The organism is Jiangella alkaliphila (assembly GCF_900105925.1).
In the GTDB taxonomy this organism is placed as follows: Bacteria; Actinomycetota; Actinomycetes; order Jiangellales; family Jiangellaceae; genus Jiangella; species Jiangella alkaliphila.
Map to the genome: position 1 here is coordinate 3,476,288 of NZ_LT629791.1, position 20,448 is coordinate 3,496,735.

Below are 20,448 nucleotides of genomic sequence, written 5' to 3' on the forward strand. Positions count from 1 at the left end.
GGCGCAGCCGTCCGGTCTGCTCCGCCGTGGTGTCAGGACGGCGCTTCATGAGCGCCGCCTCCAATTCGTCGAGGATCCGGTCGGTCCACTTCGCCTGGACCAGGCCGGAGATCGCGACTCGGATGAGCAGGTCACGCAGGGTATTCGGATAGAGGACGCAAGCGTCGTAGACGACGACGAAGGACATCGGGCATCACGTGCCGAGTTCTTGGCCGAGGGCGGCGAGGTCGTCGGCCGCGGCCCGCTGCCGGGCGATCGAGGCGCGCTGGTAGTTCAGGAGGTCCTCCAGCCGGACCCGCCGATGCCGGCCGACCTTCTCGAATGCGATGTCACCGCGCTCCAGCAACCCGATGAAGTACGGACGCGAGACGTTCAGCAGGTCGGCGGCCTGCTGGGTGGTGAGCATGGTGTGCATCGGCATGACCGACACGCCCTTGCCCTCGGCCATGTAGGCCAGCATGCTCGCGAACAGCTGAACCGCGGCGCGCGGCACCACCAGGACCTCGTCGGACCGGCCGGCCTCGGTGTGGAGCTCGATCTGCGCTTCGTCGTGCCGTCCGAGGTAGCTGGCGATGCGGCCGAGCGCCCGGTCGGCGACGTCCTGTTCGACCTCACCGGGCGCCACCGACGTGGCGAAGCGATGAGCCATGACGTCCTCCAGTCGAAGTAAGCGAAATATTCGAAATAATCGCAACTCGAGTCTAGCGCGTCCCACGCCTGCTGGCCAGTGCCTCGCGTGTGCTGGTCAGCAGAGGATGAGCCGGCCGGACCACCTGCGGCGCGGTCCGGCCGGCTCGGTTCAGCGAGGGCTGCCGGCGGCCGACCGGTCGGTCAGCCGGTAGGCGTTGCGGATGGTCTGCTCGACCCGGTTGCCCTCCTCGTCCCACGCCTCCACCCGCAGGCTGACCACGTCCGACGCGCGGCGGCTGGCGGGCCGGTGCAGGGCGGTGACGTCGAAGCGGCCGTCAGCGCGGGGGCGCACCCGTGCCTCGGACCACTCGCCGCCCTCGTCGTAGCTCACCCACAGCCGCAGGCCCACGACGTCGGGCATCGGCTCCAGGGACGGCTGGCGGTGCGTGGTCACCTCGATCCGCTGCGGGCCCGGCGCCTCCGCCCGGTTCGTCAGGTCCAGCCCGAGGTCGTAGCGCAGGAAGATCAGCGGCTCCGGCGAGCACGGCGTGTCCAGCGGCGGCTGCTCCAGCAGCCGCGTCATCCACTCCGAGTCGCAACTGTAGGGCTCGGCCAGCTGGTCCTCCTCGACCGTCCCCGAGGTGAACTCCCACGCCGTCTCCGTCGGCCCGAGCCGGTGGGTCAGCCGGTAGTCCGCCGGCTCCGGCGGCAGCTGGAAGGCGAGCAGCGTCTGGCCGACCGGGTCCGGCCCGCCGGCGACCTCGACGCCGTCGCGGTACAGCCGGGTGTTGCGGTCGTTGCGCAGCTGGCCGAACTGGCCGACGCTGTCCCAGCCGATCTGGCCGGGATCGGCCGACGCGGTGTAGCGCAGGTGCGGGTAGAAGACGTCGCCCTCCCGGCAGCCGGTGCACGGCGCCATGTCGACCGGCGTGTATCCGTGCGTCTGGTAGCCGATCGGAGCGGTACCGGCCAGTGGCGGCACCGGCGCCGGGACGGGTGGCGAGTCGTTCCACACCATCGTGGTGCGGGTGGGCTCGTCGAAGACGTCGTAGCGCACCTGGCGGCCGGCGGGGGAGGTGAAGTCCTGCACCTCGTGGCGCACGACGGTCTCCGGGTCCAGCGGCCAGGAGTACTCGGTGACCGTCCACGGCGCGGTGGTGGCGAACGGCGGCAGCGCCCGCGTGCCGAGCGTCCGCGGCCCGGCCGCCGCGTCGGTGGGCTGCCACGCCGCCACCGACACCCCGATCCCGTTCGTGGCGCCGGCGTGGATCCGATGGTCGATCGTCACCAGCTCGTCCTCGTCGACGGTGAAGTGCAGCGAGTCCGGGACGCCACCTTCCAATGCCGGGCGCAGCTGGTAGTAGTACGGCGTCTCGGTCGTGCCGTCGACGGCGATCCGCAGGTCGCCGGCGGCCAGCTCGCGCAGGGCGGCGCCCTGGTCGTACGGCACGAACGTGACCGGCACCCGCGTCACCGCGTTGTCGATCGGCGCCAGTTCGGACGAGCCCAGCCGGGGCGCAACCGGGCACCACAGCATGCCGTCCAGGTCCGAGCCCGGGCGGTCGCGGAACAGGTGCTCCTCGTTGGGCGTCAGCACGACACCGGCGGCGCCTGCCGCCACCGCGGCGTCGACGGCCTCGCGGGTGGGCCAGCAGGTCACCGGCCGGCCGTCGAACCGGGCCGGGTCCGCCCGCAGCAGCACCAGCGCGCCCTGCAGGTCGAGCCCGGCCAGCTCCGCCGGCGTGCCGAAGCCGGCGTCCACCACGTCCAGCTCCTGATGGCCGGAGAACAGCACCGGCTTGCCCCGGCCGGTGTAGTACACCACCGTGGCGGCGCCGCCCGCCGGGCCGTCGGCGGCCCGGCCGGTGGCCGTGACGACGATCGCGTGCCGCCCGCCCACGACCTCGGCCGGCACGGTGCAGGTGGCCTCCTCGCCCGGCGCCAGGGTCTGCCGCGGGCAGGTCAGCGGGCCCAGGTCCGACCCGGCCGCCACCTCGTTCAGGGTCGTCGTCCCGGTGTTGCGGACGGTGGCCTGGATGGTCAGGTCGGTGGCGATCTCCAGCTCCGGGCCCGGCGCCCGGGTCGCGGCCAGCCCGGACACGGTGGCCGCGACGATCGCGACGGCGGTTCCGGGCGGTGGCGGCGGGTCGGCAGGGTCGTCCGCGCCGGTGTAGTGGGCGACGGCCGCGGCGGCCAGCGGGACCTGCTCGCCGCCCGCACCGGCGCTGAATCCGGTGACGACGACGGGCAGCACCTGCGGCCCGGCGGCGGCGGTGGTCCGGATGCCACACGTGGTCGACTGGCCCCCGGCGAGCGTCTCGGAGGCGCAGCTGCCCGCGCCCACCGGCGTGTCGGCGCGCAGCCCGGTCCGCGCCGGCGCGCCGGCCGGGTTGGCCACCCGCACCGACACCTCGACCTCCGCGCCGGTTCGCACGACCGGCCCGGGGGCGGCCGCCGCGGGCACGCCGTCGACCGCCGGCTCGGCCACGGTGAAGCCGGGCGGGACGACCGTCGCGAACGGCGAGCCCCACTCCGGATACTGGGGGCGCAGCGCCAGCTCGTCGTGGCCCTCGGCTCGCATCGTCAGGCTGGGTGCGACCAGCGTGTTCTCGACGACCAGCCGGAACTCGCCGGTGCTCACCTCGTCGGTCGGCGTGACCCGGTAGTCGTCCCGGCCGTTCGTGGTGGTCGGGTTCTCCGCGAGCGTCACGAACCCGCCGCCGGCCGCCACGTGATCGGGCACCCAGCGTTGCAGCAGGTAGCGACGCTGGAAGCCCTCGGTGGGCAGCGGCGTGTCGAAGGAGACCGGCACCGCGTCGGCGGCGTCCAGCACGATCTCGCCGTCGGCCGAGACCTCCACCTCGGGGTCGACGAGCGTGGCCCGGTGGGTGCCGCCGGTCTCGGCGTCGTACCACTGCGTCGCGTTGTTCGTGAAGGCGATGTAAGTGCCGGTCGGCAGCGCGAACTCGACGCCCGCCGCCCACTCCTCCGGGCTGCGCACCCCGCCGGCGCCGGCGCCCTCGGTGACCCAGCCGGCCCGGGTCGACGCGTCGGCCTCGCCGTCGATCGGCGCCAACGTCACGCTGCTGGGGTGCCACCCGGCCGGATCGCCGGAGTGCAGCTGGCGGACGGTGACGGTGTGCAGCTGCTCGCCGATGACGATCCCGAGCGGCGTGCCGAGCCGGATCCCGGGTGCGGTCGCGACCACGCTGCCGGTGTACAGCGCGGGCTCGACGGCGTTCTGGTCGAATGTGACGACGACGGTGGCCGAGCCGCCGGCCGGCAGGTCGACGGTGTCGCGGTCGAGCCGCAGCGCATCGGCCGGGACGTCGGCGCCGTCCTCTGACCGCGCGGTCGCGGCCAGGTCGAGCGTCACCGGTGCGTCCGTGGGGTTGGTGTAGGTCAGCGTTCGTGCGGCGGCGTCGCCCTCGACCGGCAGCCGCAGGAAGCCGAAGTCCGCGGTCGACGGGCTCACCTGGACCTGCTGGCCGATCGCCCGGGTGACGTCGAGCCGGCCGGCGCCCTGCTCGTACACCGTGTAGTCGCCGTCGTCGGCGCCGGCCACCAGGGCCGCCTTCAGCTGCTGGGCGGTCCAGTCCGGGTGCTGCTGCGCGAGGATCGCCGCGGCGCCGGCGACGTGCGGCGTCGCCATCGAGGTGCCGCTGACCCGGGTGTAGTGGTCGTCGATGTGCACGGCGCCCGGCATGCTGGTGCCGGCCGACCGGGCCGCGCCGATCGCCACGCCCGGCGCTGTGATCTCCGGTTTGATCGCGTAGTCGCCCCGCCGCGGGCCGCGGCTGGAGAACGCGGCGAGGGCGTCGTTCCTGTCGACGGCGCCGACGGTCAGGGCCGCGTCGGCGGCCCCGGGTGTGCCGACGTAGAAGTCGCGGCCCGCGTTGCCCGCCGCGACGACGAACAGCGCCCCGGTCTGCTCCGTCAGCGCGTCGACCGCCTGGCTGAGCGGATCGGTGCCGTCGGTCGGGGTGCCGCCGAGGCTCATGCTGACGATGTCGGCGTCCTGCTCGACGCTGGCCCACTCCATGCCGGCGATGACCGACGAGCCGACGCTGCTGCCGGCGTTGGACAGCACCTTGCCGACGACGAGCTGCGCGCCGGGCGCCACGCCGGTGAAGCGACCATCGGAGGCGGCGCCGGTCCCGGCGACGGTCGACGCGACGTGTGTGCCGTGCCCGTGCCCGTCGGCGACGTCCTCGCCCGGGATGAAGCTCTGGCTGGCCGCGACCTGCCCGGCGACGTCGGGATGCGCCGCGTCGACCCCGGTGTCCAGCACCGCGACGGTGACGCCGGCGCCGTCGAGGCCGGCTGCCCAGGCGTCGTCGGCGCCGATCTGCGGGATGCTCTGGTCGAGGCTCACGGAGACCGCCGGGTCCAGCCAGACCCGCTCGATGCCGGCCGCCAGCCGGTCGCGGCCGCCGGTCAGCGACGCCCAGAAGGCGGCCGCGCCGTCCCGGCCTACCGTCACCGCGGTGGCGTCGATGCTGTCCAGCGGCGTGCTGGCGTCGGTCGCCGCGAGCGCGGCGGCGTGGCCGGCCAGGGTGCGGGCGTCCTGGGCTCCGGCGTACTCGACGATCAGCGGCAGGCCGGTGCGGCCGGCGTAGCCGTTCTCGGCCAGGTAGGCGACGTCGAACAGCTGCCGGTCGAGCAGGCCGGACTCGAGGTGTCCGCGGACGTCGTCGGGGATGGCGTAGAGGGCGTCGCTCTCGCCTTCGTTGGTCACCTGGATGCCGGGGACGCTGCCGTCCGGGCGCGTGGCCGGTTCGGTGTCGACGGTGTAGTCGCCGGGCGCCTGCCGTTCCACCGTCACCCGGTCGCCGGTGACGAGGGTGAGCTCGTAGGTCTGCCGCTCCAGGCCGGCCAGGGCCGACGGCGGGCCCGCGGCGACGGGTGGTGCCGGGTCGGGACCCTCGACGCCGGCCGTCGGGGCTCCCGGCAGGATGAGGGCCGTGCCGGTCAGGCCGATGATCGAGGCCAGAGCCGCGGTCGCGCGTCGCAGTCGTCCCATCGTCACTCCTCGTGTCGGTGCAGCTCAGAGCGGCTCGTAGCCGTCCGGGCGGTCGGCTGGTCTGGTGGGCGAGGTCGTTCCCGGCTCGGACCCAGGGGCCTCATCGGGGTCGGCGTCCGGCCCTCGTTCCGGCGGGTCGGGGGAGGTCATGCCGTGCTTCTCCGGTCGTTCGACAGGGAGTAGTGAGGTGAGTCTCGACCGGTACGCCCGGTTTGTAACGGGGCGATCGACCTAATCTTTATCGCCGGGCAGCAGGCCGGCCTCGATCGCCTTGACCGCGAGCGCGGTGCGAGAGGTCACGCCCAGCTTGCGCATGGCGGAGTTGAGCTGCGCGGCCACCGTCTTCGGCGAGCGCGACAGCGCGTCGGCGATCTCGCGGTTGGTCCGGCCGGTGGCGACCAGCCGCGCCACCTCGAGCTCGCGCGGCGACAGCTGGTCGCCGTAGCCGCGCCGCCCGCGCCGCCAGGTCCGCCGCACCTCCACGCCGAGCTCGCGCAGGCCGGTGCCGACCCGGGCGGCGTCGGTGCGGGCGCCGAGCTCGGCGAGCGTGTGGAAGACGTCGGACAGCAGCGCGGCGCCAGCGTCGGCCCGGCCCGCGTCCAGCAGGCTGCGGGCCTGCCGTTCGAGCGTCAGCGCGGCGTCGTAGGGACGCGGCAGCGCCTGCCAGGCCGCGGCCGCCTCGGCGTAGCCGGCGGCGGCGCCGTCCGGTTCACCGCCTGCGGCGAGCAGCGCGGCCCGGCAGGTCAGCAGCGCCGCGCGCGGCGCCGGCGCGTCGACGTCGCCCAAGCCCTGCTCGAAGGCCGCCAGCAGGTCGGCCGCCCCCGCCGCGCGGCCGGCCGCGAGCAGCACGTCCAGGCGGACCCGGGCCAGGTCGCTGGCCCACACCCACATCTGCTTGGTGGCGATCGTCCGCATCGGCTCGTCCGTGACCTCGGCGGCGCCGTCGACGTCGCCGGCGGCCAGTCGCAGGGTGGCGAGCGCGGCCGCCGGCGTGACCGGCAGCGCGGCGATGCTGTCCACCGGCGCGTCGGTGAGCAGATCGCGGAACCGCTGCTCCGCCCGGCGGCTCGATCCGCCGGCGGCATGCAGCAGCCCGTCCACCAGGAACGGCTCGAGACTGCCGGACGTCTCCAGGTCGCTGGCGGCGATCAGCGCCGCCACGCGGTCCGCCAGGCCGGTCCACCGTCCGGTGTACCAGTCCAGCTGCGCCCGCATCGCCTGCGCGCTCGCGTGCAGCCGGACGTAGCCGGTCAGCCTGGCCAGTTCGGTCGCCGCGGCCAGCCGCGCCTCGGCGTAGGCGTAGCGCCCCCAGCCCGTCGCGACGTAGGCGATGTTGGACAGGCCGCGGGCCAGCTGCCGCCGCTCCTCGGCGTCGGTCACGGCGTTCGGCAGCTCGGCCGCGACCGCCCACCCGTCCTCCTGCCCGAGGGCCAGCAGCGCCGCGGCGCGGTCGGCGGTCAGCGCCAGCCGGTCGACCGGGGTGCCGATGCCGGGCGCCACGCGCGCCGCCTGTTCCAGCCAGCGCAGATGGACGGCGGCCGGCCACGGACCCTGCAGCGGGTAGCCCAGGTACGTCATCGCGCGGGCCGCCTCCACCGGGTCGTGGGCGAGGTCGGGGACCGCCCGGGACAGCTCGGCGTGCGCCTGCTCGAACTCGCGGGCCTGCAGCAGCAGGCGGCCGAGCGGGTTGCGGATCTCGGCCTGCGACCGCGGCGCGAGGTCACCGCGGTCCAGGACGTCGCGCAGCGTCCGGATCACCTCGTGGTGCAGGTCGTCCACCGGCTCGCGGCGCGCGGTTGCCGCCGTCGCCAGCTTGATCGCCAGGGGTACCGCGGCGGGCGTGCCGAGCGGCGCCGTCGCCAGCAGCCGGACGATCAGGGTCACGGCGGTCGTGTGGTCGCCCGAGGCGCCGGCGTGGTCGGCCGCCAGCTCGGCGTACGTGCACCACTTCCCGAACTCCTGGGCCGCCTGGAAGTGCCGGCTCAGCTGCACGACCGGCCACGGCTGCTGACGTTCCAGCGCCTCGCCCGCGCGGTGGTGCAGCCGGCGCTGCTCGACCCCCGTCATCGCGTCGTAGACCGCCCGGCCGACCAGGACGTGGCGGAACGCCAGGCCGCCGCGGTCGTCGTCGGCCAGCAGCCCGCTGCGCACCGCCTCGGCCAGCGCGGCCCGCGCGTCGGCCGGAGCGAGCCCGGCCACCTCGGCGATCAGCCGCTCCTCGGCCGGCCCCGCCAGCACGGCGGCCGCCTCGACCGCGCGCCGGGCCGCCGGTCCGAGCCGCTGCGCCCGCTCCAGCACCGAGTCGCGGACGGTCGGCGGCACGGCCAGCTCGTCCAGACTGCGCCTGATCCACTCGCCGTCGTGACGGACCACGTCGTCGCGCTGGCGCAGCAGCCGCACCGACTCCTCGACCGCGAGCGGGACGCCGTCGGTGCGGTCGTGCAGGAAGGCGGCGAACTCGTCGGAGACCTGCTCGCCGCCCAGCATCGACGAGACCAGCCCGGCCGTCGCCGTCACGTCGAGCGGCGGCAGGGTGAGCCGGACCTGGGTCCAACCGGCGGGCAGCCGCGACGACAGCCGCAGCAGCAGCGAGCCGGCGGCGACGTCCTCGGGCCGATAGCTCAGCACCAGGCTGAGCGCCGGCCGGCGCCGCGCGACCAGGAAGAGCAGGAACTCCAGCGTCGCGCGGTCGGCCCAGTGCACGTCCTCGACGACGAGCACGCGCACCCGCAGGTGGCCGATCAGCTCGGCCAGCGCGCTGAAGCTGCGATGCAGGGCCGCCTTCGGATCGTCCAGCGGCTCCGGCGCGGGCGGCAGGTCGGCGCTCCACTCCGGGAACAGCGGCCGCAACGCTCCGACCAGGGAGCTCACCCGCATCCCGGACAGGCCGGCGCCGGCGCGGCTCTGCCGGACGGCGTCGACGATCGGCCCGAGCGTGAGCGACTCCTGGAACGGGGGACAGGTCGCGACCAGCGCGCCTAGCGGGCCGGCGGCGACGTGTTCGTGGATGAGCCGGCTCTTGCCGATGCCGGCCTCGCCCTCGAGCAGCACCATGGCCGGCGGCTGCGCCAAGGCGCCGGCGAGAACGGCGGTCTCGCGACCCCGGCCCACGAACGCGGGCGCCGCGACCTCGGCCGACGGGTCGGACACAGCAGGCTCGCTTCCGCTGTCGCGAACACCGGACGAGCCGTCGCGTCACCCGCGGCCGGCGCGCCTGCCCGGTCGCACCCTAGCGGGCGGAGGGGGCGCCTTACTAGGGTGCGTGCGCCGCGGCGGCGGCGCGGGCGAGGCCGTCGGCGCACCGCTGGAGCACCATCGTCAGCGCGCGGCGGTAGATGCCGCCCATGCCGGGGACCTTGGCCCGGAACGACGAGTGCCAGCGGATGGTGGTGCCGTCCGGACCCTCGGTGAGGTCGACGTCGGCGCGGTAGCCCTTGATCGCCAGGCCGGACACCAGCACGTAGCTCAGCCGCCGTTCCGGCACCAGCTCGACGATGCGCTCGCGGCTGGTGATGCGCCCGGTGCGGAAGACGCGCATCGCGCCGAGGCTCTCGCCGCCGTCCTCGCCCGGGGACTCCAGCTCGAACGAGCCGATCGGGGACCAGTCCGGCCAGCTCGCGCCGTCGCGCAGCAGTGCGTAGACGGCGCCGGCCGGCGCCGTCGTGGTGGCAGTCACGTCGATACGTTGAACACCCATGTACCAAATGGTACAGGTACGATCTGGGCATGACGGAGGCGGGTGCCGGGGTCGGCGCAGGGAAGGAGCGGCTGCTGCGGGCGGCGGTCGACTACGTCGCGGCGAACGGGGTGGGGGAGCGCAGCCTGCGGCAGATCGCGGCGGCGCTGGGCACCAGCCACCGCATGCTCATCTACCACTTCGGCTCCAAGGAGGGCCTGTTCGTCGAGGTCGTGCGGACGATGGAGAGCCGGCAGCGGGAACTGCTGGCCGAGCTGTCCGCCGCGGACGACCCGATCGAGGCGGGCCGGCGGTTCTGGGCCCGCCTCGCCGACCCCGCGCTGTGGCCGCACGAGCGGCTGTTCTTCGAGCTCTACGGCCGCGCGCTGCAGGGCGACCCGGCCGCGCTGCCGCTGCTCGACGGCATCGTCGACACCTGGGTGACGGCGCTGGCCGGACCCCTGGAGCGGGCCGGCGTCGCCCCGGACGTCGCCCGGACGCAGGCCCGGCTCGGCGTGGCGGTCGGCCGCGGCCTGCTGCTGGACCTGCTGGCCACCGGCGACCGCGACGCCGTCGACGCCGCGATGGAGCACTTCACCCGGCTGTACGCCGCCGCCCTGCCACCCCGCTGACGACCCGCCCCCGCGCCCCGCCCCGCTGCCGCCCACCGAAGTTGATCATGGAGAAGGTCGGCTCCAGATCGCCGCCAGAGCCGACCTTCTCCATGATCAACTTCGGTGGGCGGTGGATGGCTCATGCCGGCTCGGCGAACACCACCACGTTGTCGCGATAGCGGCCCAGCCCGCGGTCGTACTCGCCGCCGCAGGTGATCAAGCGCAGCAGCGGCCGGTCCTCGGCGCCGCCGTAGACGGCATCGGTCGGGAAATCGTCCTGCGAGTACTGCCCGACCTCGACCACGACGAAGGCGGACGTGCCGCCGTCGGCCTGGGTGACGACGATCTCGTCGCCCGGCGCGACGTCGCCGAGCCGGTAGAACACGTCCGGCCCGTCGCGGCTGTCCAGGTGGCCGGCGATCACGGCGGCGCCGTTCTCGCCCGGCTCGGGCCCCTCCTGCCACCAGCCGGCGTCGCCGTACGGGGGCGGGACGAGGACGTTGCCGGGGTCGACGGCGATCGGCACGACGTTCGTGTCGATGCCGACCGCCGGTACCGCGACCGCCACAGGGTCGGCCAGCTCCGGATCGGGCGCCGGCGTGGGTGTGGGTGTCGGTGTGGGGGACGGCGTCGGCATGCTGCTCGGTGCCGATGCGGTCGTCTCCGGTGCGCCGGCCGCCATGGCGGCCGGCGGCGCGGTGGTGCCGGCGCCGGACGGGTCGCCGTCGCCGCCGCATGCGGCCGCCAGCAGGGCGGACAGCGCCGCGATGGCCGCCGCCCGCCCGGGCCGGCGGCCACCGCGTGTACGGCGAGCGACCGGTGTCCCGGTCAGCTCTCGGTCCGGAACCGGCGCCACAGCAGGCCCGCGCCACCGACTGTGGCCAGCCCGACCAGCGCGCCCGGCGCCAGCCACCCGGTGTTGTCGGCGGCCGTGCCGCCGGCGCCGGTGTCGACGCCACCGGCGGGCGCCTGGCCGCCGTCGTCATCCCCACCGTCGTCGTCGCCGGAGCCGTCGTCGTCCCCGCCGTCGTCGTCGCTGGTGGTCACGCCGGTGTTGACGCCGCCGCTGGGCGCCTGGCCGCCGTCGTCGTCGCCGGAGCCGTCGTCATCGCCGTCGTCGTCGCTGGTGGTCACGCCGGTGTTGACGCCGCCGCTCGGGGCCTGGCCGTCGTCACCGTCGTCGTCGCCACCGGCGCCGTCGTCGTCACCGCCGCCACCCGAACCGCCGCCCGAACCACCGCCGGAGCCGCCGGCGCCGCCGTCGTCGTCGCCCGCACCGTCGTCGCCGGCGCCGTCGTCGCCGCCACCGGAGCCACCGGCCCCGCCGTCGTCGTCGCCGCCGTCGTCATCGCCGGAACCGCCGTCGTCGTCACCGCCGCCGTCGTCATCGCCGGAACCGCCGTCATCGTCACCACCGTCGTCACCACCGTCGTCACCACCGTCGTCACCGCCGTCGTCGTCGGCGAAGACGACGGAGTCGACCGCCGCCGTCGCGGGGGTGGCGAGCGCGACGCCGGCACCGGTCAGTCCGGCGGCCGCGGCGAGCGCCGCGGCGAGGCTGATCTTGCTGGAACGCATGGCTGGACTCCCTCGTATCGGGTGGACTTGCAGACCCAATCTGTCCTGGCCAGCGGCCATATTCCAGCTCGAACGGCGTTGTTGAGAGCGTTCTCATCGAGACCTCATCGCCGGGCCGTCATCTCTCATCAACCGGGCCGAAACGGGCCGTCCCCGCCGTCCGGCTACGCGCCGGACGACGGGGACGGGAGAGGGTGGAGCGTCAGTCAGCGGCCAGCTGGTCGAGCACCGCGAACGGGTTCGACGCGCCCCCGTTGGCGGCCGCGACGACCCGCCGGTCCAGCGTGTAGCTGCCGCCGGCCGGGATCTCGACCTGGAACCGGCTCATCACCCAGTTCCCGTTGCCGTACGCGGAGAACGCGTCGTCGCCCGCGTAGATGACCCCGTACGTCTGCGGGTCGTTGCCGGCGGCCCCGATCCACCGCCCGGCCGGTGCGTACTCGGCCGGGCTCTCGTACGGGGTCGTGATGGCGCCGTGGCCGGGGACGCCGATCCGCTGCCCGGCGCCGTCCCAGTCCATGGCGTCGCCGACCCAGACGTCCAGATCGTCGCCGCCGGTGTTCGTGAACACGCTCGAGGCCTGCACCCACTCCTCGCCGGGGCGGATCGTGTAGGTGGTCTCGACGGTCACGCCGGGGTGCGCCGACGACGTGCCGGTGGTGCGCACGATCGCCTCGTCGCCCGTCGCCTGCACGATCTCGACGCCGGTGTTCCGGACCGTGGTCTGCTGCCACGCCTCGGTGCCGGTCGGCTGGTCGTCGACGATGTACGGCAGGTTCAGCCAGTCCAGCTGGTCGGCCCGGCCGCGGACGGCGAGGTCGATCGGCTTGCCGACGGTCGAGTTCGGCAGCTGGCCGTCGTTGAACACCTTGGAGATGGTGATGGCGAGCTTGCTGTTCTCCATGACGACGTCCTGCGGGCCGCCCTCGACGGTGCCGCCGGAGATCTGCCGGCCGGTGCTGGCCAGCACGCTCACCGGCGCCAGCGTGACGTCCGCCGTCGCCGTTCCGCCGGCCACGACCGACGCCGGCACGGTCGCCGTCGCGTAGCCGAGCGTCGCCACGCGCATGGAGTACTCGCCCGGGTCCAGCGCCATCAGGTAGCTCCCGTCGGCGGCGGTGCGCGCCGAGCCGACGACCGCGCCGGCCGCGTCCAGCGCCTCCACCAGCACGCCCGCCGCCGGGGCGCCGGTGTCGGACTGCGTCACCGTGCCGCCGACGCGGGACCGGTCGGCCACCTCGTCGTCGAGCAGGTCGAGCTGGTCGGCCCACGCGGCGACGTTCGACGAGACGTGCCCGGCACCGGGGTAGTCGGTGATGTGGTACCAGCTGATCGTCCGGGTGTCGCCGGCGTCGACGCTCGCGTCGAACCAGGTGCCGGTGACGTAGCCGAAGCCGCTGATCGCGGTCGGCTCGTCCTCCAGCCAGGCCAGGCCGTGCGCCGGGACCTGCCGGACCGTCGTGGAGCCGACGTACACGAAGTTGTCGGTCCAGCCGGATGTGACGTACCCGGGGTCGTTGCGGCCGATGCCCGGCACGTACGCGACGTCCTGCGCGCTGTCGGGGTCGAGCAGGTACTGGAAGTACCCGTCGAAGTCCGACGTGCCGGTGTTCTCGATCTCCAGGGTGATCTTGACGACCGGCGCGTCGCCGAGCGCCCGGTAGCGCAGGGTCGTCTGCAGGTTGCTGTCGACCTTCGCCGACCCGGACGCCACGACGGACGAGCCCTCGGTGCCGATGTCGGTGAGGTTCAGCCAGTCGTTCGGGCGGTTCCAGTCGGGCGTGCCCGGGCCGCCGGCCGTCCGCGACAGCATCAGCTCACTCCAGTCCAGCGTCTCCTGCGCGGTGCCGTCGAGCAGGAACAGGTCGCCGAGGCTGCCGGCGGCCAGCGTGCCGGGCTGGTTGTTGGCTGACGCCCGCGACGAGATCGTCGCCTGGATCCGGTCGTTCATCGTGAAGTGGTAGGTCTCACCGGCGGTCGCGTCGGTGCGCGGGCTGCCCGAGCCGTAGTCGGGCACGACGGTGGACGCGCCGGCCGTCGGCCCGGTCACCTCGACCAGCTCGAGGTTCGCCGTCTGCGTGCCGGTCGTGCCGACCGTCACCGCCGCCGACGAGCCGTCCGTGGGCAGGAAGGCCCGCTTCGTCGTCGACACCGTGTACGCGCCGGGCGCCAGGCCGAGGACGTACCGGCCCTGCACGTCGGTGGTCGTCGACAGCGACGTGCCGCCGCTGGTGGCGACCACGCGGGCGCCGGCGATCGGCGCGCCGGTCGCCTCGTCGGTCACCGTCCCGGCGACCCGGGCCCAGCGGGCCGCCGCCTCGCCGCCGGGGGTGAACGCGTAGAGGTTGCCGTCCCACGCGCCGGCGACGACGGTGTTGCCGCTGACCGCCGGGCCGGAGCCGACCCAGGTGCCGATCTCGTACTGCCACAGCGGCTGCCCGGTCACGCTGTCCAGCGCGTAGAAGAAGCCGTTGTTGGCGCCGACGAACAGCGTCTCGCCGCTGAGCACGGGCGAGGACAGCACGCCGCCGGTGTAGGTGCCGCCGGGCAGCAGCCGGTCCCACAGCACCGCGCCGGTGCGCACGTCCAGCGCCGTCACCGCGCCGCTCGGGAAGCCCATGTAGACGACCTCACCGGCGACGACCGGCGCCGACGGCGTGGCGCCGCTGGACACCCGCGACGAGTGCGGGCTGCGGTAGGTCCACAGGTCACGGCCGGTCGCGGCGTCGCGGGCGATGATGCCGTTGTTCGAGCCGATGAACACCCGGCCGTCCGCGGCGGCGGGGATGCCGTCCTGCCAGCCGCCGAGCACGGCCGACGACTGCCACTGGCGGACGCCGGTCTGCGCGTCGAAGGCGAGCACCTGGTCGGCGGTCTGGCTGCCGACGAAGACCTGCCCGTCTGCGATGGCGGGCGTGCCGTCGCTCATCGTCGCGCCGGCCATCGGCGAGGCCCAGAGCTCGCTGCCGTCGGCCGGGTCGAGCGCCGTCAGCAGGCCCTGGCTGGCCGGGCCGAAGCGGGTCTGGTACGCCCAGTAGACCTTGCCGTCGGCGACGGCGGGGGAGTAGTAGCCGTAGGCGCGCTGGTTGTTCGGGTCCGGCGCGTCCTCGGTGTCGCGCTGCCACACCAGCTCGCCGGTGGCGCGGTCGACGGCGAACAGCTGCGCGCGCAGTGTGCCGACGAAGACGGTGTCGCCGAGGATCGCCGGCGTGCCGACGACCGACGACGGGACCTCGTACTCCCACAGCTGCTCGCCGGTGGCCAGGTCGACGGCGTGCAGCGCGGCGTTGCCGTCGCCGTTCTCGTCGCGGGTGCCCGCGTAGACGACACCGTCAGCGACGACCGGCGAGCCGGTGAGGAACGTGCCCGGCGTGCGGTAGCTCCAGGCCAGCTCCAGCCCCGGGTCGACGACGTCGGCCGCGACGCCGGAGTGGGCGGAGTCGCCGTGGTGCTGGGTCCAGTCGGCGCCGGCCACCGGCGCGACCAGCGGCTCGGTCGTCATGGTGAAGTCGGCCGACTCGGTCCAGCGCTCGCCGCCCTCGCTGACCGCCTCGACCTCGATGGTGTGCGCGCCGGGCGCCGGCGCCCGTCCGACGAACTCCGAGTGCCAGGTCAGCTCGCCGGTCGGCTTCAGGCTGCGCCACGAGCCGTTGTCGATGCGGTACCGGACCCGGACCACCTCGTCGGCGGTGTCGTACGCGTTGACCTGGATGTCCGGGAAGCCGGTGCGGTTGCCGTCGGCCCCGACCTCGCTGCCGGGAGCCGGGCTGGTGATCGTCAGCGCTTGGTCGACGCCGAACATCCGGAACGGGTTCTCGAAGGTGTCGCCGCGCAGGTGGATGAAGCGGAACCCGCGGGGCGCGTTGTCGATGGTGTACGACATCGAGACGGTCTGGATGTGCTTGGCCGACGGCGCGAACTCGCTGTTCGGCTCGGCGTCGTTGGAGTGCTCGTGGCCGACCAGCATCAGCTCGGCGTTGTACTGGTCGAACAGGTCGCCGTACTGGTCGTACTGCGACGGCGAGCCGAACGGCACGTTCATCGGCTGGTGCGCGAGGACGATCAGTTCCTTGTCGCCGACGTTGGCCTCGAGGTCGCGGCGGATCCAGCTGAGCTGCTCGTCGAACGGCGCCTGGCCATTGTTCTCCAGCACCAGGAAGTGCCGGTTGCCGTAGTCGAAGGAGTACCACTCGGGGCCGACGTGCCGGCGGTAGTTGTCGATGCGCGCGGCGTACCCGGTGCCGCCGCCGGAGAAGTACTCGTGGTTGCCGACCGCGGACCAGACCGGGACGTCCGAGCCGGCCGTGGCCGCCTTGTAGTTGGTGAACTCCGCGTCCGTGGCGTTGTTCGTGAGGTCGCCGCTGACGGCGATGAACGGGATGTCGTTCGAGGTGGAGTTGATCTCGTGGATCTGCTCCGGCAGCTGCGGGTTGACGTGCGGGTCGGCGATGTTCGCGAACGAGAACGTCGAGCCGTCGCTGCCCGGGTCGCGGGTCAGCGCGAAGTCCGCCGTCCGCGTCTGCCCGGCCGGCACGGGACCGAAGTTCTAGTAGAACCGCGGCGTCATGAACTCGTCGGTGCCCAGCACGTAGCCCGACGGCTGGCTGATGAAGACCATGTCGCTGAGCCGGCGGTCGACGTCCAGCTCCAGCTCGTAGCGGCCCTGCGCGTCGGTCTCGATCAGTGCGACGCCGTCGGACACGCTGACGCCCGCGACGCCGGGCTCGCCCGCGTCCTGCCGGCCGTTGGCGTTCTTGTCGTCGAACACGACGCCGCTGACCTGCGCGGCCGACGCGGCGATCGTCTCCGCGACCACGGTGGCGACGGGGCCGATGAGGGCCAGTGCGGCCAGCAGGGCCAGCGACGCGTAGACGGCGCGGCGGTAGCGGCCGAGCGCCTCCGGGGCGAGGCGTGCGCTCGTGACCGCATCGGGCGACCGAGCGCGCCAGCGGGCAATGACACTGATCGTTCTCACAACGGCTCCATTCACTGAGGTGGGGGTCACAGCAACCGGTGCACGAACCAGGCCAGCCCGGCGACGACCGTCGCGGCGGCCGCGACGACGTGGGCCAGCGAGAACCACGCGTACCGCCGGGCGACAGCGGTCAGCGCGAACAGCCCGGCGGCCAGCGCGGCCGTTCCGAGCTCGATGCCGAGGTTGAAGCCGGCGTAGGACGTCACCAGGTCCCAGCCGAGGTCGTCGGCGAAGCGGAGCTCCCCGGCGAAGGCGAACCCGTGCAGCAGGCCGGCGCCGGCGACCACCGGCAGCCGCCAGCGCGACCGCGGGCCGACGACGTTCGTCGCGGCGACGTAGACGACGGACAGCGCGACCAGCGCGCCGACCACCTGGTCGGGCAGGCTCACCCAGCCGGCGACGGCGACGAGCAGCCCGGCGCTGCTGGTGACGGCGAACGCGGCGACCGAGCGGGCCAGCTGTGCGAGGCCGGTCGCGCCGATCGCCAGCGCGGCGACGAACAGCGCGTGGTCCAGGCCGGTCAGCGCCCGGTCCGCACCCAGACCGGCGGACCGCACCGCGGAGTCGCCGAAGGACTGCTCGCCGGTGCTGAACCGCGGGTTGCCACGCTCGAGCACGACCCGGCCGCGCTCGCCGCCGAGGTCGTAGTCGACGGCGGTGGTGTGGTCGTCGACGACGGCGTCCGAGCCGGCGCCGGAGAAGACCGAGTAGTCGACGACGTACCGGCCCGACGTCGCGCCGTGGCAGTCGTAGCTCAGGTCCAGGACGGCGTACGGGACGTCCTCGGCGTTCGCGTCGGTGGCCGGCTGCTGACGGACGTCGGACCCGTCCAGCGTCAGCGCGCACTGGACCTCGTCGATGAAGACGAGGACGCGCTCGGTGAGGTAGTCCTCGATGAGGTCGTGGTGCTCGTCCAGCGCGGCCCGGCGGCTGCCGTCGTCGGGCGCCTCGATCGCGGCCGTGCCCATGCCGATGGCGCGGGCGAGGATCTCGTACTCCAGGCCGAGCTCGTAGTCGACGCGGTCGCCGTCGGAGCGCAGCTGCGACCAGCCGTCGCTGGTGCGCACGTGTGCCAGGGCGGGCGCGGCGGCCGGCAGCAGCACGAGGACGGCCGCGATCCCGGCCAGAGCCGCGCGAACCACCCGCCTCGTCGACATGCGCACCTTCCGGTCACCGGATCCGGCGATCCGCCTGGATCACCCTGTTTCGCCCGGGTTCCCGGCGGCAATGGTCGTCGCCGGTTGTTCGCCCAGGGTTTGCACCTGCTACGACACGGCGTCGACTGCCCGGCTCCAGGTGTGCGACCAGGTCGCAGGAAGAGCAAGATTGGGCCCATGGGGCTGGCGCGGACGGTGCGGGTGGCGGCGGTCGCGGCGGTGCTGAGCGGCCTGCCGTCGACGGCGTGCGCGGTGGCCGCCGGCGGGGACGTGCTGGCGGCCACCCGGGCGGCCGGCACGCTGCTGCCGGGCCGGCGGTCGCGCCCATCGGTGGCCGGTGGGGTGGCGGGCGGGCTGGCCGCGGGCGCCGCCATCGCGGCGCTCGACCTCGAGCTGGTCGGCCGGCGCTACCCGGCGATCCGGGCGCTGCCGCGCGGGCCGCAGTGGCTGGACCACCTGGCCTTCGGCGCCGTCGTCGGCGCGTTCAGCGGGCGTTCAGGTGCGGCGCAGCACGGTCGGGACCGGAGGTGACGCGATGCGCGTCCTGGTGGTCGAGGACGAACGGCGGCTGGCCGACGGAATCCGCGCCGGCCTCGAGGCCGAGGGCTTCGCCGTCGACGTCGCCCATACCGGCACCGACGGGCTCTGGTCCGCCGCCGAGCATCCGTACGACGCGATCGTGCTCGACCTGCTGCTGCCCGGCCTCAACGGCTACCAGGTCTGCGCGCGGCTGCGCGAGCGCGGCGTGTGGACGCCGATCCTCGTGCTCACTGCCAAGGACGGCGAGTGGGATGAGGTCGAAGCCTTGGACACCGGCGCCGACGACTACCTCACCAAGCCGTTCTCGCACCACGTGCTGGTCGCCCGGCTGCGTGCGCTGCTCCGTCGCGACCTGCGGGAACGGCCGGTCGTCCTGGAGGCGGGCGACCTGCGGGCCGATCCCGGATCCCGGCGGGCCTGGCGCGGCGACCGCGAGGTGGAGCTGACCGCGCGCGAGTTCTCCGTGCTGGAGTTCCTGCTCCGGCGTCGCGGCGAGGTGCTGTCGAAGTCGGAGATCCTGCGACACGTCTGGGACGAGGCGTTCGACGGCGACCCCAACATCGTCGAGGTCTACGTCGGCCACCTGCGCGCGAAGCTGGACCGTCCGTTCGGGTGTCAGAGCATTGAGACCGTGCGCGGCGCGGGCTACCGGATGGCCGCCGATGGCGGCTGAGCGCGGGCGGCGGGGCTCGGTGCGGCTGCGCACGACGGCCGGGGCGGTGGTGATCGCCGGGCTGGCGCTGCTGCTGGGCAGCGTGGCGCTGGTCGTCGTCATGCGCTCGACGCTGCTCGAGCAGGTGGCCGACGCCGCGCAGGCGCGGGCCGCGGCCGTCGACCCAACGGACCCGCACCCGGTGGCCGACGACGACGGGTTCGTGCAGGTGCTCGACGCCCGCGGCCGGGTCGTCGCGGCGACGCCGAACGTGGCCGGCGCCGACGCCGTCGAGGTGCGGCCCGGCGACACCGCGCGGGTCGACGTCGTCCCCGGCGAGGACATGCTGGCCGTCGCGGTGCGTGCGGGCGACCGGACCGTCGTCGCCGGCCAGTCGGCCGACGACGTCGCCGAGGCGACCGGGGTGGTGGCCCGGCTGCTCGGCTTCGGCCTGCCGGCGCTGCTCGCCGTCGTGGCGGTGACGACGTGGTGGACGACGGGCCGGGCGCTCGCGCCGGTCGAGGCGGTCCGGGCGGAGGTCGACGAGATCTCGGCCGCCGAGCTGCACCGCCGGGTGCCCGGCGGCCGCTGCGACGACGAGATCGCCCGGCTGGCCCGCACCATGAACCGGATGCTGGACCGGCTGGAGGAGGCACAGACCCGGCAGCGCCAGTTCGTCTCCGACGCCTCGCACGAGCTGCGCTCCCCGGTCGCGTCGATCCGCCAGCACGCCGAGGTCGCGCTGGCGCACCCCGGCCGCACCACCGTCCCGGCGCTGGCCGCCACCGTCCTCGCCGAGGACCTGCGGGTGCAGCGGCTGGTCGAGGACCTCCTCGTGCTCGCCCGCGCCGACGAGCACCTGCTGCGGCTCGCCGCGCACCCCGTCGACCTGGACGACCTCGTGCTGGAGGAGGCGGCGCGGCTGCGGGCGGCCGGCGGCGTCGACGTCGACACGACCGGCGTCGCCGCGGCCCGGGTGAGCGGCGACGCGGCGGCGCTGCGCCGGGTGCTGCGCAACCTCGGCGACAACGCCGCCCGGCACGCGTCAGGCGTCGTCGCACTGTCGGTGGCCGCGCGCGACGGCGCGGTCGTCCTGGCCGTCGAGGACGACGGGCCCGGCATCGCGGCGGGCGACCGCGAGCGGGTCCTGCGCCGCTTCGTCCGCCTCGACGAGGCCCGCGACCGCGACGCCGGCGGCGCCGGTCTCGGCCTGGCCATCGTCGACGAGCTGGTCCGCGCCCACGGTGGCGAGGTCGAGGTGGGCGAGGGCACGGGCGGCGGGGCCCGGATCGTCGTCCGCCTCCCCGCCGATCACGAAGCGTGAACGAGGCGGCGAACCCGCATCCGGGGGCGACCTCGCCCGGCGGGGCCGCTGCCAGCCGGTCCGGCGACGGTTGGGGCCGAACGCCCGCTGGGCCAGTTCCTCACTCGCGCGAGGTGCACCTCACTCGCCGCAGCGCCGGATGATGCCCGGATTGCCGCCGCACGCGGGTCTTCCGGCGGGTGAGGTGCATCCACTGCGGGTGAGAAGTTCGCGTAGCTTCGCTTGGTCTCCGAAACTCCGACACTCGAGCCGAGTTTCTGAGCGGGCAAAGCGTGGCTG

General features: G+C 74.5%; 13 protein-coding genes. 4 read left to right on the top strand and 9 right to left on the bottom strand.

The window, feature by feature from the left end:
* Nucleotides 1-193 precede the first annotated feature (193 nt).
* From BLV05_RS15890 to BLV05_RS15905, 4 genes are all read right to left on the bottom strand, one after another.
* On the bottom strand, nt 194-649 hold the full coding sequence (locus BLV05_RS15890) for a helix-turn-helix domain-containing protein (RefSeq protein ID WP_046769799.1): 456 nt from the start codon (nt 647-649) through the stop codon (nt 194-196).
* 150 nt (nt 650-799) lie between these two features.
* The gene (locus tag BLV05_RS15895) at nt 800-5,653 is read right to left on the bottom strand and encodes a S8 family serine peptidase (RefSeq protein WP_052762639.1); all 4,854 of its coding nucleotides are present in this window, start codon (nt 5,651-5,653) and stop codon (nt 800-802) included.
* A gap of 231 nt (nt 5,654-5,884) precedes the next feature.
* Nucleotides 5,885-8,803, bottom strand: a complete 2,919-nt coding sequence (locus tag BLV05_RS15900) for an ATP-binding protein (protein ID WP_046769798.1) — start codon at nt 8,801-8,803, stop codon at nt 5,885-5,887.
* Nucleotides 8,804-8,906: 103 nt separating this feature from the next.
* A complete protein-coding gene (locus BLV05_RS15905) occupies nt 8,907-9,350 on the bottom strand; it encodes an SRPBCC family protein (protein ID WP_046769797.1) in 444 nt (147 codons plus the stop codon).
* 29 nt (nt 9,351-9,379) lie between these two features.
* Between BLV05_RS15905 and BLV05_RS15910 the strand changes: the two genes are divergently transcribed.
* Nucleotides 9,380-9,961, top strand: coding sequence for a TetR/AcrR family transcriptional regulator (locus BLV05_RS15910; RefSeq protein WP_046769796.1), 582 nt, complete (start codon nt 9,380-9,382; stop codon nt 9,959-9,961).
* Between the two features lie 121 nt (nt 9,962-10,082).
* On the opposite strand, the gene BLV05_RS15915 is transcribed toward BLV05_RS15910, so the two are convergent.
* The 5 genes from BLV05_RS15915 to BLV05_RS15935 form a co-directional block, all read right to left on the bottom strand.
* Nucleotides 10,083-10,799 carry a sortase domain-containing protein gene (locus tag BLV05_RS15915; protein WP_197683675.1) on the bottom strand — a complete coding sequence of 239 codons (717 nt, stop codon included), beginning with the start codon at nt 10,797-10,799 and terminating at the stop codon, nt 10,083-10,085.
* Nucleotides 10,772-11,521: a hypothetical protein gene (locus BLV05_RS15920; RefSeq protein ID WP_052762638.1), complete on the bottom strand. Its 750-nt coding sequence runs from the start codon at nt 11,519-11,521 to the stop codon at nt 10,772-10,774. The genes BLV05_RS15915 and BLV05_RS15920 overlap by 28 nt, the downstream gene beginning before the upstream one ends.
* Before the next feature lie 202 nt (nt 11,522-11,723).
* Nucleotides 11,724-16,055, bottom strand: a complete 4,332-nt coding sequence (locus BLV05_RS15925; RefSeq protein ID WP_046769795.1) for an outer membrane protein assembly factor BamB family protein — start codon at nt 16,053-16,055, stop codon at nt 11,724-11,726.
* 12 nt (nt 16,056-16,067) lie between these two features.
* Nucleotides 16,068-16,496: a metallophosphoesterase N-terminal domain-containing protein gene (locus BLV05_RS15930; RefSeq protein WP_046769794.1), complete on the bottom strand. Its 429-nt coding sequence runs from the start codon at nt 16,494-16,496 to the stop codon at nt 16,068-16,070.
* A 26-nt stretch (nt 16,497-16,522) separates the two neighbouring features.
* Nucleotides 16,523-17,653, bottom strand: a complete 1,131-nt coding sequence (locus tag BLV05_RS15935; protein WP_082155373.1) for a HupE/UreJ family protein — start codon at nt 17,651-17,653, stop codon at nt 16,523-16,525.
* Nucleotides 17,654-17,830: 177 nt separating this feature from the next.
* Here BLV05_RS15935 and BLV05_RS15940 point away from each other — a divergent pair, with 177 nt between their 5' ends.
* Genes BLV05_RS15940 through BLV05_RS15950 form a run of 3 tightly spaced genes read left to right on the top strand, consistent with a single transcriptional unit; the run spans nt 17,831 to nt 20,169 of the window.
* On the top strand, nt 17,831-18,184 hold the full coding sequence (locus BLV05_RS15940) for a hypothetical protein (RefSeq protein ID WP_052762637.1): 354 nt from the start codon (nt 17,831-17,833) through the stop codon (nt 18,182-18,184).
* Between the two features lie 4 nt (nt 18,185-18,188).
* A complete protein-coding gene (locus BLV05_RS15945; RefSeq protein ID WP_046769932.1) occupies nt 18,189-18,866 on the top strand; it encodes a response regulator transcription factor in 678 nt (225 codons plus the stop codon).
* Nucleotides 18,856-20,169, top strand: coding sequence for a sensor histidine kinase (locus BLV05_RS15950; protein WP_046769792.1), 1,314 nt, complete (start codon nt 18,856-18,858; stop codon nt 20,167-20,169). Before BLV05_RS15945 ends, BLV05_RS15950 begins: the two co-directional genes overlap by 11 nt.
* The last annotated feature ends 279 nt before the right edge of the window (nt 20,170-20,448 follow it).